Source organism: Stenotrophomonas sp. NPDC047960 (genome assembly GCF_043204395.1).
Lineage (GTDB): Bacteria > Pseudomonadota > Gammaproteobacteria > Xanthomonadales > Xanthomonadaceae > Stenotrophomonas.
The window spans coordinates 347,489-362,531 of sequence record NZ_JBIDBX010000001.1; the positions used below are offsets into that span (position 1 = coordinate 347,489).

At 67.5% G+C, this 15,043-nt stretch carries 13 protein-coding genes; 2 read left to right on the top strand and 11 right to left on the bottom strand.

Going from position 1 to position 15,043, the window contains the following annotated elements; all coding sequences use genetic code 11:
- Nucleotides 1-33: 33 nt before the first annotated feature.
- From mdcH to ACGFZ3_RS01905, 11 genes are all read right to left on the bottom strand, one after another.
- Nucleotides 34-954 (bottom strand): malonate decarboxylase subunit epsilon, encoded by a 921-nt coding sequence (gene mdcH, locus ACGFZ3_RS01855; RefSeq protein ID WP_392915627.1) that lies wholly within the window; start codon nucleotides 952-954, stop codon nucleotides 34-36.
- Nucleotides 951-1,784 (bottom strand): triphosphoribosyl-dephospho-CoA synthase MdcB, encoded by an 834-nt coding sequence (gene mdcB / locus ACGFZ3_RS01860; protein ID WP_392915630.1) that lies wholly within the window; start codon nucleotides 1,782-1,784, stop codon nucleotides 951-953. The genes mdcH and mdcB overlap by 4 nt, the downstream gene beginning before the upstream one ends.
- Nucleotides 1,785-1,792: 8 nt before the next feature.
- Nucleotides 1,793-2,464: a malonate decarboxylase holo-[acyl-carrier-protein] synthase gene (mdcG, locus tag ACGFZ3_RS01865; RefSeq protein ID WP_392915632.1), complete on the bottom strand. Its 672-nt coding sequence runs from the start codon at nucleotides 2,462-2,464 to the stop codon at nucleotides 1,793-1,795.
- Nucleotides 2,457-3,167 (bottom strand): biotin-independent malonate decarboxylase subunit gamma, encoded by a 711-nt coding sequence (gene mdcE / locus ACGFZ3_RS01870; RefSeq protein WP_392915635.1) that lies wholly within the window; start codon nucleotides 3,165-3,167, stop codon nucleotides 2,457-2,459. The genes mdcG and mdcE overlap by 8 nt, the downstream gene beginning before the upstream one ends.
- A complete protein-coding gene (locus ACGFZ3_RS01875; protein ID WP_392915638.1) occupies nucleotides 3,164-4,072 on the bottom strand; it encodes a biotin-independent malonate decarboxylase subunit beta in 909 nt (302 codons plus the stop codon). The genes mdcE and ACGFZ3_RS01875 overlap by 4 nt, the downstream gene beginning before the upstream one ends.
- Nucleotides 4,069-4,389, bottom strand: coding sequence for a malonate decarboxylase acyl carrier protein (gene mdcC / locus ACGFZ3_RS01880; RefSeq protein WP_392915642.1), 321 nt, complete (start codon nucleotides 4,387-4,389; stop codon nucleotides 4,069-4,071). Before mdcC ends, ACGFZ3_RS01875 begins: the two co-directional genes overlap by 4 nt.
- Before the next feature lie 11 nt (nucleotides 4,390-4,400).
- Nucleotides 4,401-6,044, bottom strand: a complete 1,644-nt coding sequence (gene mdcA, locus ACGFZ3_RS01885) for a malonate decarboxylase subunit alpha (protein WP_392915645.1) — start codon at nucleotides 6,042-6,044, stop codon at nucleotides 4,401-4,403.
- 221 nt (nucleotides 6,045-6,265) lie between these two features.
- Complete coding sequence (locus tag ACGFZ3_RS01890; protein WP_392915648.1) at nucleotides 6,266-8,440, bottom strand: TonB-dependent siderophore receptor; 2,175 nt, start codon at nucleotides 8,438-8,440, stop codon at nucleotides 6,266-6,268.
- A gap of 219 nt (nucleotides 8,441-8,659) precedes the next feature.
- Nucleotides 8,660-10,366 (bottom strand): malate dehydrogenase (quinone), encoded by a 1,707-nt coding sequence (gene mqo / locus ACGFZ3_RS01895; protein WP_392915651.1) that lies wholly within the window; start codon nucleotides 10,364-10,366, stop codon nucleotides 8,660-8,662.
- A gap of 138 nt (nucleotides 10,367-10,504) precedes the next feature.
- Nucleotides 10,505-11,092 carry a hypothetical protein gene (locus ACGFZ3_RS01900; protein WP_392915654.1) on the bottom strand — a complete coding sequence of 196 codons (588 nt, stop codon included), beginning with the start codon at nucleotides 11,090-11,092 and terminating at the stop codon, nucleotides 10,505-10,507.
- Between the two features lie 88 nt (nucleotides 11,093-11,180).
- A complete protein-coding gene (locus ACGFZ3_RS01905; protein ID WP_392915656.1) occupies nucleotides 11,181-12,086 on the bottom strand; it encodes a LysR family transcriptional regulator ArgP in 906 nt (301 codons plus the stop codon).
- Between the two features lie 133 nt (nucleotides 12,087-12,219).
- Between ACGFZ3_RS01905 and ACGFZ3_RS01910 the strand changes: the two genes are divergently transcribed.
- Nucleotides 12,220-12,855, top strand: a complete 636-nt coding sequence (locus tag ACGFZ3_RS01910; protein WP_392915659.1) for a LysE/ArgO family amino acid transporter — start codon at nucleotides 12,220-12,222, stop codon at nucleotides 12,853-12,855.
- A 164-nt stretch (nucleotides 12,856-13,019) separates the two neighbouring features.
- Nucleotides 13,020-15,008 carry an alpha/beta hydrolase family protein gene (locus tag ACGFZ3_RS01915; protein ID WP_392915662.1) on the top strand — a complete coding sequence of 663 codons (1,989 nt, stop codon included), beginning with the start codon at nucleotides 13,020-13,022 and terminating at the stop codon, nucleotides 15,006-15,008.
- Nucleotides 15,009-15,043 lie beyond the last annotated feature (35 nt).

The following is a 15,043-nucleotide window of genomic DNA, read 5'->3' on the forward strand; positions in this document are numbered from 1 at the left end:
GGGGTGTGGCGTGCTACAGGTGGAGCCAACCGCTCATTGCAGGCGACCGAGTGCGCGTTGCACCCAGTCCGCCGCACCGTCCAGGTGCTGGAATTCTTCGACCGCGCGGACCTCGCAGCACGGATACGCGCTGGCCACCATGCGCGCCAGCGCGGTGCCGGGGCCCAGCTGCAGGAACACCCGCGCACCGCGCTCGAACAGCTGGCGCATCACCTGCGCCCATTCGATCGTCTGCGCCAGCTGTGCCGACAACGTGTGCACGCTGCCGGCGTGGTCGCGCACCACGCGCCCATCGATGCCGGCCAGCACCGGCAGGCCCGGCGGCTGCCACGCCAATGCCTCCAGCGCAGCGGCGAAGCGCGGAACTGCCGCCTGCAGCAAGGGCGTGTGCGAGGGCACATCCACCGGCAACGGACGGATATCCGCACCGGCCGCCCGCGCGTCCCCGGCCAGCGCCTCCAGTCCCGCCAGCGCACCACCCACGATGAAATGATCATGGCCGTTGACGATGGCGATGTACGCGCCATGCACCGCGCACAGCGAGTGCACCCGCGCGCGGTCCAGCCCCAGCACGGCCTGCATGCCTGAGTCGGCGGGGCTGGCGGCATCCATGTACCGCGCACGCTGCAACGCCAGGGCCAGGCAGGAGCGTGTATCGAAACTGCCGGCAATGGCATGTGCCGCCAGCTCACCAATGCTGTAACCGGCCACCATGCGCGGCACCGGCAGTCCAGTGCGAAGCGCGTGCCAGTGCGCCAGGCTGGCCGCGCACAGCAGCGGCTGCGCCAGCGCGTTCTCGAAACGCGACTCCGCGCCTGCCGCAGCGAATATGTCCTGGCCCAGCACCTCACTTGCGCCGTCAAGCACCTCAAGCGCCGCCGCGTTATCGCGCACCCGGTCGAACATCGCCGGGTGCTGCGCGCCTTGGCCCGGGCAGAGCAGGGCAAGGCTCATACCGCCTCCTGCCGCAGCAGGAAAACGCTGCAGGCCAGCAGGTCGGCGCTGCCGCCCGGGCTCAGCCGGCGCGCCACGAACGCCTCGCCCAGCTGCTGCAGGCGCGGGCGCCAACCGGCGCCGAACGCACCGCCCTCGGCCATGAACGCGGCCGCCTGGCTGCGGGCCCAGTGCAGGCCTTCGGCACCGCCACGATGCAGCAGGTTGATGTCATCCAGTCCGGCCACCAGCGCCATCAGCGTGTGGCACAGCGCGGCCTCGCGCGGAAGACCGGCCGCCAGCGCATCGCGCAGGGTCGGCAGCGCCAACGTGCGCAGCATGGGATACCCGGCGGCCGCCTGTTCGCGCACCCCGGCAATGCCATGCCGGCCGCGCACGCGCTGGCCCGGGCTGTGCGGATCCAACGGCGCGGCCAGCAGCTCACGCGACCAGTGCTGGACACCGAGGCAGACCTGCTCGCCCGACACCGGCTGCCCCAGGCCGCGGCGACGCGCAGCCGCCGCCACCAGCAGCCCAAGGCTGAAGATCGCACCCCGGTGCGTATTGATTCCCCCGGTGGCGCGCAGCATCGCCGCCTCGGCCTGGATGCCCAGCGTGCGCAGCGCGGAGAATGGCGCATCCTCCGCTCCGGCCAGCGCGATATCGCGGAAGTAGTGGCGCAACGCAAACAGGCTGCGCAGGAAGGTACCGGCATCCATGTCGTCATGGCTGCCCGGATCGAATGGCGTCACCAGCCCCGGCTTCGGCGCCAATGCCAGCTCCGCATGCAGGCTGCCCACCGCCAGTCGCCCCAACCGCGCCGAATCGACGCGAGGCCGCAGGATGTTCATGACCGCGCTCACAAGGCGACCCCGTAGTGCCACGCCCTGCGTGGCAACCCGACACACCGAAACAGGTTCGACCGCAACTCCAGCCCAGCCCCATCCACCCGCTTCACCAGTACCTGCCGCGCCCCGCTACCAAACTCGCGCCAGTTCACCGCCCCACCACCGGGCAGGCTCAGCTCCCCATCCACGCGCCGGCCAAAGCGCAGCTCCCACGCCTGCAGGTCAGCGACCAGTGCGTCGGCATCCGGCGCGGTTTCGACATTCCACAGCAGGTCGATGTCCGACCGCGCATGCACGTACTCCAATCCGGTCAGTACCTGCCAGGCAAACGCGCCGAACACGCGGGCGGGCGCCAACCTGTCCAGCGCCGCCAGCGCGGCGTGCCACGCCTCCGGCACGAGCGCGTGCACCCGCACCTCCGCCAGTTCCAGCGGGGCCTGCTGTCGCACGATGTCGCCCACCGGTACCCGCAGGCCCAAACGCTGCTTGCCCTCGGCGGGGGGGAGCGGAACACCGAGGCGCACGCGGGGATCGGGTTCATCGGCGGCGCGGCGCGCCACCACGGCGGGCCAGCCCTGCGCAAACCACGCCGCCAGGCGCGCGTCATGCGCGGCCACGTCAGCCCGCCAATCGGCGTGCGCCGACAGCCAGACCAGCGTGTGGCGGGCGGGCCGGTCAGGCATCGCCAGCGGCCACCTGTGCAGCCACCCGCGCGGCCAGCGTACGGCCCCCCCGTTCGGCACCGCGCTGCGCGCGGCGGTCACCCTCGGCCGGCGCACGCAGCGCGTCCAGCACTGCATGCGCCAGGTCGCCGTGCCATACCGACTGCACCGCGCCCATGGCAACGTAGTTCTCCACCCCCGGCGCGAAGACCGGCGAACTCTGGCTGAGTGACTGCAGTTTTTCCAGCGGCTGCTTGGTCACCCGCGCCATTGCGCGCAGGTCCATCACCCGCACCTGTGCATCGGGCAGCGCGTGGATATGGTCGGCCATCAACCCGAATGACAGGAAACCCCCACTGACCGATTCGCCGTACACCAGCGTGACCAGGTGCGCGCCACGGCGACGGGCCAGGTCCAGGGTCTGCGCCAGGTGCGCGAAATAGCCATTGATGCCCAGCAGTTCGTCGCGGCGCGCCAGCCGTTGGCCGGCCGTATCGACCAGCATGACGATCGGGCGCTGCGGGTTCGAGGCGGTGCTCGCCAGTACGGTTTCGGCCAGCACCAGCGCGTGGTCCACGCCGACCTCGATCTTGTCGGTGGTACCGATCACGGTCACCTCGCCGTCGTCGGTGGTGGCGGTGCCGGTGAGTACCGAATCGGCGACGGTGATGCTGTGCCCGCGCGGGAACAGCGCGTCGAGCAGGGAAGGGAGCGGCGTGGTCATGGCAGGTTCCTGTCAGCGGTGGCGGCCAGGAAGTCATCGGTATCCAGCAGCGGCAGCCGCTGCGGATCGTCGATGCCCAGCCGGGCCCAGATCTCCAAGCCATCGCGGCAATCGCCCCAGGCCTGCACACGCGCCTTCAGCGCAGCGTGACGGGCCTGCAGCGCCGCCAGCGCGGTGGCAGGGTCGGTGCTGGCGTCATCCGGCTGAAGGGCAGCGAAGGCCGCCTGCGCGAACGCCTCGATCGCATCGGGCACCAGCACCTGGGCCTGATCGATCAGGTAGCGGTGCTTGCCGCCGGTGACCCGCCAGACCAGTGCGCGGTCGCGTGCATCGAACTCCTCAACGCCGCGCACCGTTTCGATCACTTCCGGGCCGGACAGCGACAGCCGGCCTTCCTCGGACATGATCACCGTGGTGCAGCACCGGGCCACGATGCCCATGCCACCGAACGCGCCATTGCCGCTGCCGATCAGCGCCAGCACCGGTACTCCGGCGGCGCGCGTGGCCAGGACCGCGCGCATGATTTCGGAAATGGCGATCAACCCGGCGTTGGCTTCGTGCAGGCGCACGCCGCCGGTATCAAGCAGCAGCAGCACGGCCTCCGGCCGCGTCTGTACGGCACGTTGCAGCAGGCCGGTGAGTTTGGCGCCGTGCACTTCACCCACGCCACCCCCCATGAACTGGCCTTGTTGTGCCGCCACCAGCACGCGCCTGCCGCGCAGCCGGCCTTCGCCCACCACGATGCCATCGTCGAAGGCGGCGGGCTGGTCCAGCTGGGCCAGGTGCGGACTGATCGCGCGTGCGGCCGGGCCGAGGATTTCCCGGAAGGTACCGGTATCCAGCACGCCGGCGATGCGCTCGCGCGCGTCGGCTTCGTAATAGCTGTGGCGGTGGGCCAGGCTCATGCGCTGTCTCCGGCGTGCAGGGTTTCCACCGCCTGGTCCAGCCGCAGGCTGACCACGGCGGGGGTGGCGCCGGCGTCGTTGATCGACACCTGCACATCGCGCAGCGGGTGGCGGCGCGCGAAATCGGTGATCACCGCTTCCCAGATCGTGCCGAAGCCGCGTGCGGCGGTGACGATGCGTACCGCCATCGCACCATCGAGTGCGGCAGGCTCCAGCAGGATTTCCAGGTTGCCCGAGGCCAGCACGCCGACCAGCACCGCATCGGTGGGGAAGTGCACGGGCTGGGTGCCGGTGAAACGGTAGTCGAGGGTTTCCATGGCACGTTCCCTTACCAGTTGCGGAAGCGCTTGGGCGGGTCGTACAGCCCGCCGGACCAGCGCACAAGGTCTTTCACCGAACGCGCGGCCAGCAGGTCGCGGCTGGCATCGCGCAGGTGGATGCCCAGATCGGCCGGGCGCTGGATCACGCCACGGTCGCGCAGGTTCTCGACCATGGCGCGGTCGCGGCCCAGGCCCACGGCGGTATAGCCGGCCACGCCGCGGATCGCCTGTTCGCGTTCCTCGGTAGTGCGGCACAGCAGCAGGTTGGCGATACCTTCTTCGGTGAGCACGTGGCTGACGTCGTCGCCGTAGATCATCACCGGCGGCAGCGGCATCGCCGCGCGCTCGGCCAGTTCCCAGGCATCAAGGCGATCAACGAAGGCCGGTGCCATGTGTTCGCGGAACGTTTCCACCATCTGCACCACCAGCTTGCGCCCCCGTGGCATTTCACCAGGCCGCGCCGCCTGCTGGCCTGCCTTCAACCAGGCATCGCTGGCATGGCGGCGGCCGCGAGCGTCCGAGCCCATGTTGGGCGCGCCGCCGAAGCCGGCAATCCGGTCGCGGGTGGCGGTGGAGCTGTTGCCCTGCAGGTCGATCTGCAGGGTGGAGCCGATGAACATGTCGCAGGCATACAGCCCGGCGGTCTGCGAAAACGCGCGGTTGGAGCGCATCGAACCATCGGCGCCGGTGAAGAACACATCCCCGCGCGCGGCGATGTACTTCTCCATGCCCAACTCGGAGCCGAACGAATGAACTGATTTGACGAAGCCCGATTCGATCGCCGGGATCAACGCCGGGTGCGGATTGAGCGCCCAGTGCTGGCAGATTTTTCCCTTCAGCCCGAGCGATTCGGCGTAGGTGGGCAGCAGCAGTTCAATGGCGGCGGTATCGAAGCCGATGCCATGGTTGAGCCGGTTGACCCCGTACTCGGCGTAGATGCCCTTGATGGCCATCATCGCCATCAGCACCTGGATCTCCGAGATCTGCGCGGGGTCGCGGGTGAACAGCGGTTCGATATGGTTCGGGCGCGGCGCCTGCACCACGAAGTTGACCCAGTCGGCGGGAATGTCGACGCGGGGCAGGGTGTCGACGATCTCGTTGACCTGGGCGATGACGATGCCGCCGCCGAACGCGGTGGCTTCGACGATCACCGGGGTGTCTTCGGTGTTGGGGCCGGTGTAGAGGTTGCCGTGGCGGTCGGCGGCCTGGGCGGCTACCAGGGCGATGCGCGGGGTGAGGTCGATGAAGTAGCGGCCGAACAGTTCCAGGTAGGTGTGGATCGCACCGATCTGGATGCGCCCTTCGGCGACCAGGTTGGCCAGCCGCACCGACTGCGGGCCGGAGAAAGAGAAGTCGAGCTTCGAGGCGATGCCGCGTTCGAACACATCCAGATGCGAGGGCAGCGACAGCACCGACTGCACCATGTGCAGGTCATGGACCCGGGCCGGGTCGAGGTCGGCCAGGCACTGGGCGAGGAAGTCGGCCTGTTTCTGGTTGTTGCCCTCCAGGCAGACCTTGTCGCCCGGCTCCAGCAGCGCGTGCAGCAGGGCGATGGCATCGTCGGGGGCGACGTTGCGGCCACGCGCCCAAGGGGCGGCGCGTTCAAGCCGGGCGTGGCGGCCGCGCTCCAAGGTGTCCCAACTGGGGTTCATCGACGGGCATCCGAATGGCGTTTCGGTAATTACGCCATAATTATGGAGGTCGGTGCAACCCGCAGCGCAGCAAAAAAAGGCCGCGCCTCGGTAATCCGGCAGCAACCGCTCAGATGAATGCGTCGCCACGCGCCCGTGAGCCGGACGCGCCCATGAAAGAGGGCCCGCCAATGGCGGGCCCTCGTCGTCGGACCGTTTCCGACGTTCGGTGCTTTACGAGATCAGTACTTCCAGCGCAGGCTCGCGGAAATGAAGCGCGGTTCGCCGTAGTTGTTGTAGTCCAGGTTGGCCCAGTAGGTCTTGTCCAGCGCGTTGCGCACGCTCAGGGTGGCGGTCCAGCTGTCGCTGATCTGGTAGTTGGCGTGCAGGTTGACCAGCATGTAGGCCGGCTGGCGCACGGTGCGGGTGCCGCCCAGTGGGTAGGGGATGTTGTAGCCCTCCACTTCGCTCTGCCAGGAGAAGCCACCGCCGATCGTCAGGCGATCCAGCACGCCGGGCAGGCGCACGCTGGTGTTGAGCTGCAGGAAATCCTCGGGCAGGTTGGCGTAGATCAGGTCGGTGCTGGCGCGGGTCACCTTGACGTGGGTGTAGCCGGCATTGACGGTCCAGCCCGGACGGATCTCGCCGTTGACGTCCATTTCCCAGCCGCGCGACCTGGTGCCGTTGACGCCGATGTAAGCGGAGCTGCCATCGCTGAGCGAGCCGTCCGGCAGGCTCATGTCGCGCACGGCGTAGTTGTCCTGCTTGGCCTCGAAGATGGCGGCGTTGGCGGTCAGCTTGCCGTCAAACCACTGCGACTTGATGCCGGCTTCCAGGTTGGAGCCTTCCACCGGGGCGAGCAGGTTCTCGTTGCGGTCCTTGTAGTTCTGCGGGTTGAAGATTTCGGTGTAGCTGGCGTACACCGAGAACTCGGGCACGATGTCGTAGACCAGGCCGACGTAGGGGGTGACTTCGTCGGTGACTTTGTACTGGCCGCTGGTGCTGGTGTAGGTGCCGGCGGCGTTGTAGGCGCGGGTCAGGGTTTCCCAGCGGCTCAGCCGCGCGCCGGCGATCAGCGAGAGCGCGTCGGCCAGGCGCAGGCGGGTGGAGGCGTACACGCCGCTCTGTCTGGTCCGCGCGATGCGGCGGGCGCCGGTGCGGCTGGCGGTCAGCTCGGGAATATCGCCGTTCCAGTCGCGGATGTCGGGGATGTTGTAACGCCAGTTGGCCACCGAGGTGAGGGTCCAGGTGGTGGCTTCGAGGTCGGACCAGCTGCCACCGACGACGACGTCGTGTTCCCGGCCGAAGGCGGGGAAGGTGCCTGACAGGAACAGGTCGGCGCCCTTGCGGGTGTCTTCGGCATCGCCGGCACCGGCCAGCAGGTAAGTGCCGGCGCCCGTCACGGGGTCGGGGTAGCCGCTGCCGTAGACGCGCACGTTCTGGACGTTGCCGCGGGTGTAGGCGGTATTGAGCTTGAGCAGCCAGTTTTCACCGAAGCGCTGTTCGAGGTTGGCGAAGGCGGTGCTGGTTTCGCGCTGCCAGTAGCTCCACTTGGGGGCCATGTTGGTTTCGCGGGGGAGATGGGCGAAGGTGCCGTCGCTGTTGAAGAACGGCACGGTGCCCCAGGTCGAGCCGACCGGGTTGTTGTCCTGGCGCTGGTAGCCGACGGTGACGGTGGTGGAATCGGTCAGGTCGCCTTCGAGCACGGCCATGCCGGCCATCTTGTCTTCTTTGTAGCGGTCGTAATACAGCTCGCGATCGGTGTAGGCGGCGACGACACGGCTGCGGAAGCGGCCGTCGCGGGTCAGCGGGGCGTTGACGTCGGCTTCCATGCGGCGGAAGTCCCAGCTGCCGGCGCTGATGGCGAAGGAGGCGTCGAACTCCTTGCCGGGGCGCTTGCGCAGCAGGTTGACGGTGGCCGAGGGAATGCCGGCACCGCTGAGCAGGCCGTTGGCACCGCGGATGACTTCGATGCGGTCGTAGAAAGCGGTGTCGTATTCCTGGTTGGTGGAGCCGCTGTAGGTGGGCAGGCTGTCGACCTGGAAGTCGGTGATGGTGAAGCCGCGCGCGTAGTACAGGGGGCGCTGGGTGTCGTAGAAGGAGACGTTGACGCCGGTGATGTTGCGCATGACGTCGTTGATGGAGAACAGCGATTCGTTCTGGAGGCGGTCGAGGGCGAGGACGCTGGTGGACTGCGGGGTTTCCTGCAGGGTGATGGGCAGGCGGGTGGTGCTGGACGGCGCGCGCTGGGTCCCGACGACGTTCACCTGGTCCAGGGTCTTGGCATCGGCGGCACTGCTGCCGGCATCGACGGTGTCCGCCAGGGCCAGGGGCGAGGCCAGCGACAGCACGGAGAGCAGGGCCAGGCCCAGTGGGGCGCGGCGGACGGAAGCAGTGGGGAGGGAACGGAAGGACATGCAGGGGTCTCAGCGGAGGCGGGTGGGAGCGCAACGGGACGCAAATGTAAATCGTTCGCATTAGAATTACAATAATTTAACGTCAGCTCATGGCGGGTTTGGCGCTATCGCGCCCCCCACCAGGATTCCCACGTCGGCCGGTGCGAGCAAAAAAAAACCGGCCCTTGGGCCGGTTTTGTAGGGACACGCCATGCGTGTCTACGCGGTGCCTGAACAGGCTTACAGCGCCTGCAATTCCTCGTTGGCGTTGCGCTTTTCCGTTGCCGGGGCTGCCGGCACGGCCGGGGTCACCGGCGGCGGAGTCAGCATCACCGCCGGGCTGGTTTCCACCGGCACGTCCAGGTACGGCAGGCGCAGGGTGTCGCTGGTCTGGCGGCGGATCTCGTTGGTCAGGGCCGGGCTGTCGTTGAGCTTGCGCCCGTAGGACGGCACGATCTGGGCCAGGCGGGCTTCCCAGCCGGCGGCCATCTGCTCGGGGAAGGCCTTCTTGAGCAGGTCCAGCATGATTGGCGGGGAGGTCGAGGCACCCGGGGAGGCGCCGAGCAGGGCGGCCAGGGTGTGGTCCTTGTCGGTCACGATCTCGGTGCCGAACTGCAGCACGGCGCCCTTTTCCGGGTCGTGCTTGATGATCTGCACACGCTGGCCGGCGGTGACCAGTTCCCAGTCTTCGCGCTTGGCGGTGGGGAAGTACTTGACCAGTTCGGCCTGGCGGTCGTCGTCGTTGAGGCGGGCCTGGCCCATCAGGTACTTCACCAGGTCCAGATTCTCCAGGCCGACGTCGACCATGCCGGCCACGTTGTTGTGGTTGACCGAGGAGTACAGGTCGAACCACGAGCCATGCTTGAGGAACTTGGTGCTGTACAGCGCGAACGGGCCGAACAGGACCACCGGCTTGCCATCGAGCTTGCGCGAATCCAGGTGCGGCACGGACATCGGCGGCGAACCGGTTTCGGCCATGCCGTAGGCCTTGACGCTGTGGCGACCGGCGATGGCCGGGGACTTGAACGCGAGGAACTGGCCGCCGACCGGGAAGCCGGCGTAGTTCTTGGCTTCGGGGATGTTGGAGAGCTGCAGCAGCTTGAGCGCGGCGCCGCCGGCGCCGATGAACACGAAGCGCGACTTGAGGGTGGACTCGGTGCCGGCGTTGAGGTCCTTGACCGTGACGTTCCAGGTCTTGTCGTCGTTCTGGCGCAGGGCGCGGACTTCATGTTCCAGGTGCAGGCTGAAGTTCGGGTTGCGCTGCAGGCCGGCGGTGAGCTGGCGGGTGATCACACCGAAGTTGACGTCGGTGCCCAGCGGCATCCAGGTGGCGGCGACCTTCTGGTTCGGGTCGCGGCCTTCCATCAGCAGCGGCGCCCAAGCCTTGATCTGCGCCGGGTCTTCGGAGTACTGCATGCCGTAGAACAGCGGGTTCTTGACCAGCGCCTGCTGACGCTTGTGCAGGTAGGCGATGTTGTCATCGCCCCACACGAAGCTCATGTGCGGGGTGGGGTTGATGAAGTCGGAGGGCTGGCTGAGCCGGCCTTCCCTGACCTGGTGCGACCAGAACTGGCGCGAGATCTCGAACTGCTCGGCGATGCCGACCGCACGCTTGGTCTCGATGCTGCCATCGGGCAGCTCCGGGGTGTAGTTCAGTTCGGCGAAGGCCGAATGCCCGGTGCCGGCGTTGTTCCAGCCGTCGGAGCTTTCCAGGGCCACGCCGTCGAGGCGTTCGAACACCTGGATGTTCCAGTCTGGCTGCAGTTCCTGCAGGAAGGTGGCCAGGGTGATGCTCATGATGCCGCCGCCGACCAGCACGACGTCGACCGGCTTGTCGTTGCCCGCGGCCGGAACCGAACGCTGGTGGAGGGGCCAGTACAGGAAGACGGCCGCTGCGATCAGCAACAGCACGAGCAGGCCGAGGACGACCTTCGCTAACTTTTTCATGGATATCTCATGTGGGGAGATGAGGGCAGGATGAACGCGCTTCGTGGAAGAAGCGTGAAGAAACAGGGTCTTGGTGCATCCAGGGCCTGATTTTAGCCCGAACCGGTACGGATTTGGTGCAACGCAGCATCACATGGATCAATCCGACCCCAAGGTGAAATATTCCGCGAGGAAATACCCGCACTGGTAAACAAGGGCCACCACGGCCAACGCCAGGTGCATCCGTCGCGAACGGCTTGCGACGCCCATTCCCGCAATCGCCAGCATCATGCCGGTGTGCACCGGGTACGCCTCGCCCAGCATCTGCCAGCGGCTGTGGCCTTTGATCGCCGTATCGCCCAGGTCGAGCAGGGTCACCAGCGCCAGCATTCCGAAGAACCCTGCGCGCCGCTCAATCAGGTACGTCTCGTGACTTCCGTACTCGCGCAGGTCATCCGGCAGCAGCAGCACGCACAGCATGTACCAGCTGGCGCAGTAGCCGATCACGAACAGATACAACCCGAACGTCCACTGCCGCACTTCCGCCAGCCGGAATTCCCACCACCAGAACGTCACCACCGACACCAGCGTCCACAGCAGCCAGCACAGATGGATGCCCGACCATCCGCCACGCCGGGCCGGGTGCTCGATGATCGATGCCAAGCCCTTCACCAGCGTGGTGATGCTCAAGCCCAGGATGATGCTCAGCACCACCCGGATATGCAGATAGACCGGATCCGATTCCATCGAACGCCCCTGCGCTGGATGCTCGAGGGCCACGGTAGGTGCCGACCGTTGGTCGGCACGTGAAGGCGTACCCACCCGCGGCGGGTACCTACCGTTTGCGGCGGACCAGGGTGGCCGACGCCGCGAGCACCGCCTTGGTCAGCAGCGCCATCGTCTGCACGTCGCCCTTCCAGTGCTGCCAGTACAGAGGCACGTCTTCCCACGCGCGCGGTTTCATCAGCACCAGCCGCCCCGCATCCAGATGGCGTTTGACCAGCGGCAGTGGATTCATCGTCCAGCCCAGTCCGCCCACGTTGGCCTGCACGAACGCCCGCGTGGACGGAATCCACCAGGTCGGCGCCGTCATCGGCAGGTCGTCGCCCGCCAGCCGCCGCGCGAAGCGTGCCTGCATGTCGTCCTTGCGGTTGAACACCAGCACTGGCGCCTGGGCCAGCGACTGCGCGTTGACGCCTTTCGCGAAGTAGCGGTCGTGGAAGGCCTGCGTGCACGTGGCCGCATAGCGGATGCTGCCCAGCGCGTGGATCTGGCAGCCCTGCACCGGCTCGTCCAGCGTGGTCACCGCGCCCAGTACCGCGCCCTGGCGCAGCAGCGCCACCGTGTGGTCCTGGTCCTCCGAGCGCAGGTCCAGCGTCGTCCCGGTCTGCCGCGCGAAATTCAGCGCCGCCTCCGGGAACCACGTTTCCAGACTGTCATGGTTCACCGCCACCGGGATGCTCGCGTGCGGCAGGTCCTCATCGGCAATGCCCATCCGGTGCAGCGCATCGTGCTCCAGCAGCGCCGTCTGCTCGGCCAACTGCACCAGCACCTGGCCTTCCGGCGTGGCCACCGCCGGCGAAGAACGCTTCACCAGCAGCCGCCCGACCCGGTCCTCGAGCGCTTTGACCCGCTGCGACACCGCCGAAGCGGTGACATTGAGCGACTGCGCCGCCCGGTCGAAACTGCCTTCCCGGATCACTGCCGCCAAGGCGCGGAGCTGGGCATGGTCGATACGCATCGCCTTAAGTTCCACTAAAGATGGTTAAGTAAGTTTAGCTCTACTTTTCCATGTTGCGGCGCGACAATACGCGCCATCACGGTGCTGTACGCCTTGGCGAGGCACCGCCCCCCAGCAAGACAGGTGGTAATCCATGTTCTCCTTCATTTCCGGCGGCCCCGGTCTGGCCGCGTGGCTCAGTGGTGCCGCAGCCGGCATCGGCCTGTTCGCCGTGGTCGGGGCCCAGAGCGCCTTCATCCTGCGCCAGGGCATCCTGCGCAAGCACATCGTGCCGGTCGTGGCGACCTGCGCGGCGATCGATGCCATCTTCATCTTCGCCAGCGTGGCCGGCCTGCGTACCCTGACCCAGGCGCTGCCGTGGCTGACCACCGTGGTGCTGTGGGGCGGCGTTGCCTTCCTGAGCTGGTACGCCTGGCAGTCGGCCCGGCGCGCGCTGGCCGGTGGCGGTGGCATGCAGGTCGATGACGGCGACAACACGTCGCGCCGCGCCGTGCTGACCGCCGCGGTCGGCTTCTCGCTGATCAACCCGCACTTCTGGCTGGACATGATGGTGATCGGCTCCATTGCCGAAAATTTCGGCAATGCCCGCATGGCGTTCGCCGCCGGCGTGGTCACCGCCAGCTGTCTGTGGCTGACCGCGCAGGGCCTCGGTGCCCGCCTGCTGGCCCCGTTGTTCACCAGACCCCGTACCTGGCGGATCCTCGACGGCACCATCGCCGTGATCCTGTCCATCCTGGCCCTGAGCCTGGCGTTCCGCGGCGTGCATTGATTTTTCTCTCTCTCTCCATCAATGCAGGTCGGAATGGCACCGTTCGCGGTGCCATTTTTCTTTCCAGCCCCGAAAGCGCCGGGGGACGTCGCCACTGGCCTGCCCAGTGCCGACCTGTCTAGAATCCCCGATCACGGACAAGGTGTCTGTTTGAAGGGGGAAGGATGAAGTACTCGACATGGGCGGCTCTGGCCGTCGTGGCCCTGTTGTGCGGGCCGGTGGCGCAGGGTTCCGCCGCGGAACTGGACCTTGAGCACTATCTCAAACGCGACACGTTCACCGACATCAAGCTGTCGCCGGGCGGCGACTACTACGCGGCCACCGTGCCGATGGAAGATCGCACCGCACTGGCGATCCTCAGCCGCGCCACCGGCAAGGTCACCGGTTCGTTCGTGCCCCCGCGCAACAACCACGCCACCCGTTTCTACTGGGTCAACAACGAACGCGTGCTGATCGGCCTCGCCGAGAAGTTCGGCAGCCTCGACGAGCCCCAGCTCACCGGCGAGCTGTACGCCATGAACGCCAACGGCGGCCGTGGCGAACTGCTGGTCGGCTACCGGGTCGAAGGAAATGGCCCCGGCACTCGCATCCAGCCCAAGAAGGTGGAGGCGGTGGCCGCTTTCCTGATCGATTCAATGCCGCAGGACGAGCGCAACGTGCTGGTCACGGTGTGGCCGTTCTCCGAAGACCCCTTTACCCGTGTGGACCGTCTGGATATCGCCAGCGGCCGCCGGGTGACGGTGGCGCGTTCTCCGGTCAGGCGCGCCGATTTCACCAGTGATCCGAGCGGTCAGATCCGTTTCGCGCATGGCGCGGGCGCCGACAACGTCAACAAACTCTATTACCGCGATGCCATCGGCGACACCTGGAAGCTGGTCAACGATGAAGCCGACACCGGCCGCATCGAAACCGCGCTCGGCTTCTCCGAAGACGCCAGGACCGCCTATCTGCAGGTACAGCAGCCCGACGGTCCCGATGCGATCGTGACCTGGGACCCGGCCACCGGCACCCGCACACCACTGCTGCGCGACCCGGTGGTGGATCCGGACCGGCTGATCTACCGCCCCGGTACCCGCGTTCCGGTGGGCGCGCTCTACCTGGGCGACAAACCGCGCACCCGTTTCTTCGACGAAACCTCGGCCGACGCGCGCCTGTACCGCAGCCTGGAGGCAGCGTTCGGCGGCGATGCGGTGTTCATCGCCTCCAGTACGCGCGATGGCCGCCACGTGCTGGTGGAAACCTGGTCGGGGAGCAATCCAGGTGACTTCTACATCTTCGACACGGTTGCCAAGAAGGCCGACCACCTGATCAGCCGCGGCGCCTGGGTCGATCCCGACACCGCCGCCAAAGTGCAGCCGTATGCCTTCAAGGCGCGCGACGGCATGGAACTGCACGGTTACCTCACCCTGCCCGCTACCTCGGCGGGGACCAGACCGCCGATGGTGGTGATGCCGCATGGTGGCCCCTTCGGCGTGTTCGACGATGGCCGCTACGATGCCGAGGCACAGATGCTGGCTGGGGCAGGGTACGCGGTGCTGCAGGTCAACTTCCGCGGTTCGGGCAACTTCGGCCGCGCCTACCGGCACGCTGGCGCCAGACAGTGGGGCGCCGCCATGCAGGACGATGTTACCGACGCCACCCGCTGGGCGATCAGCCAGGGCCACGCCGACCCCGCCCGGGTCTGCATCTACGGCGCCAGCTACGGCGCATACGCGGCGATGATGGGCGCGGCCCGCGAACCGGGGATGTACCGCTGCGCGGCCGGCTATGTCGGCGTGTACGACCTGCCGATGATGCATACCACCGGCGACATCCAGCGCAGCGGTTCGGGCAGCACCTACCTGAAGGAATGGCTGGGCAGTCCCAAGGACGTGGCCGAGGTATCCCCGGTCAACCTTGCCGACCGGATAAAGGTGCCGGTGTTCCTCGCCGCCGGCGGCGAAGACGAGCGTGCCCCGATCCAGCACACCAAGCGCATGGAAGCAGCGCTGCAGAAGGCCGGCGTGCCGGTGGAATCGCTGTACTACTCCAGCGAAGGCCATGGCTTCTATACCGACCCGCACCGCCGCGAGTATTACGGCAAGCTGCTCGCGTTCCTGTCACGCAGCCTCGGCGGCCGCACCGCTTCAGCGGCGGCCGCAGCGCAGCCCTGACCGATGCCCGGGGCGGCGCTGCCGCCGCCCCGGTT

What these genes read in the sequence shown, in the direction of transcription:
- mdcH (WP_392915627.1), bottom strand. Translation starts at nt 954, where the DNA reads ATGAGCCTTGCCCTGCTCTGCCCGGGCCAAGGCGCGCAGCACCCGGCG.
- mdcB (WP_392915630.1), bottom strand. Translation starts at nt 1,784, where the DNA reads ATGAACATCCTGCGGCCTCGCGTCGATTCGGCGCGGTTGGGGCGACTG.
- mdcG (WP_392915632.1), bottom strand. Translation starts at nt 2,464, where the DNA reads ATGCCTGACCGGCCCGCCCGCCACACGCTGGTCTGGCTGTCGGCGCAC.
- mdcE (WP_392915635.1), bottom strand. Translation starts at nt 3,167, where the DNA reads ATGACCACGCCGCTCCCTTCCCTGCTCGACGCGCTGTTCCCGCGCGGG.
- ACGFZ3_RS01875 (WP_392915638.1), bottom strand. Translation starts at nt 4,072, where the DNA reads ATGAGCCTGGCCCACCGCCACAGCTATTACGAAGCCGACGCGCGCGAG.
- mdcC (WP_392915642.1), bottom strand. Translation starts at nt 4,389, where the DNA reads ATGGAAACCCTCGACTACCGTTTCACCGGCACCCAGCCCGTGCACTTC.
- mdcA (WP_392915645.1), bottom strand. Translation starts at nt 6,044, where the DNA reads ATGAACCCCAGTTGGGACACCTTGGAGCGCGGCCGCCACGCCCGGCTT.
- ACGFZ3_RS01890 (WP_392915648.1), bottom strand. Translation starts at nt 8,440, where the DNA reads ATGTCCTTCCGTTCCCTCCCCACTGCTTCCGTCCGCCGCGCCCCACTG.
- mqo (WP_392915651.1), bottom strand. Translation starts at nt 10,366, where the DNA reads ATGAAAAAGTTAGCGAAGGTCGTCCTCGGCCTGCTCGTGCTGTTGCTG.
- ACGFZ3_RS01900 (WP_392915654.1), bottom strand. Translation starts at nt 11,092, where the DNA reads ATGGAATCGGATCCGGTCTATCTGCATATCCGGGTGGTGCTGAGCATC.
- ACGFZ3_RS01905 (WP_392915656.1), bottom strand. Translation starts at nt 12,086, where the DNA reads ATGCGTATCGACCATGCCCAGCTCCGCGCCTTGGCGGCAGTGATCCGG.
- ACGFZ3_RS01910 (WP_392915659.1), top strand. Translation starts at nt 12,220, where the DNA reads ATGTTCTCCTTCATTTCCGGCGGCCCCGGTCTGGCCGCGTGGCTCAGT.
- ACGFZ3_RS01915 (WP_392915662.1), top strand. Translation starts at nt 13,020, where the DNA reads ATGAAGTACTCGACATGGGCGGCTCTGGCCGTCGTGGCCCTGTTGTGC.